Origin of the sequence: Stenotrophomonas sp. DDT-1, assembly GCF_001580555.1 — a bacterium.
Lineage (GTDB): Bacteria > Pseudomonadota > Gammaproteobacteria > Xanthomonadales > Xanthomonadaceae > Stenotrophomonas > Stenotrophomonas sepilia.
Genome location: NZ_LEKR01000096.1, coordinates 1 through 515, shown reverse-complemented (window position 1 = coordinate 515; position 515 = coordinate 1). Strand labels below are relative to the sequence as shown.

The window sequence follows — 515 nt, the reverse complement described above, 5'->3', positions numbered from 1 at the left end:
TGAAGTGACCCCCGAGACTTGGACGGTGGGGTCAGGCGGCTGCTTGGGCCTGCTCCCGGTACTTTACCGGGCTTAGCCCCTTCAATTTCAATCTGATTCGCTCTTGGTTGTAGTACTTGATGTACTCCACCAGCCCGGCCTCCAGGCTTTCGATGCTGTCAAAGCTGTTCAGGTAGAAGAACTCCGACTTCAGCGTCCCGAAGAAGCTTTCCATTGCCGCATTGTCCAAGCAGTTGCCACGTCGGGACATGCTTTGCTTCAACGAGTGCTTTTCCAGCATGTGCCGGTAGTTCTCATGCTGGTACTGCCAGCCCTGGTCGGAGTGGATCATTGGCCGCTCCTCCGGGGAAAGCTTGCTGATGGCCTCCTCCAGCATCTGACCCACCATATCGAACACGGGCTGGCGCTTGATCTGATAAGCCACGATTTCACCGTTGTAGAGGTCCATGATCGGCGACAGGTACAGCTTCATGCCTTGCACCTTGAACTCGGTGACGTCGGTCACCCACTTCTGG

At 56.1% G+C, this 515-nt stretch carries 1 protein-coding gene; it reads right to left on the bottom strand.

What is annotated here, in order from left to right:
• Positions 1-31 precede the first annotated feature (31 nt).
• Positions 32-515 (bottom strand): IS3 family transposase (locus AB839_RS20875; protein WP_156476717.1); only part of this gene is annotated, 484 nt, incomplete at its 5' end.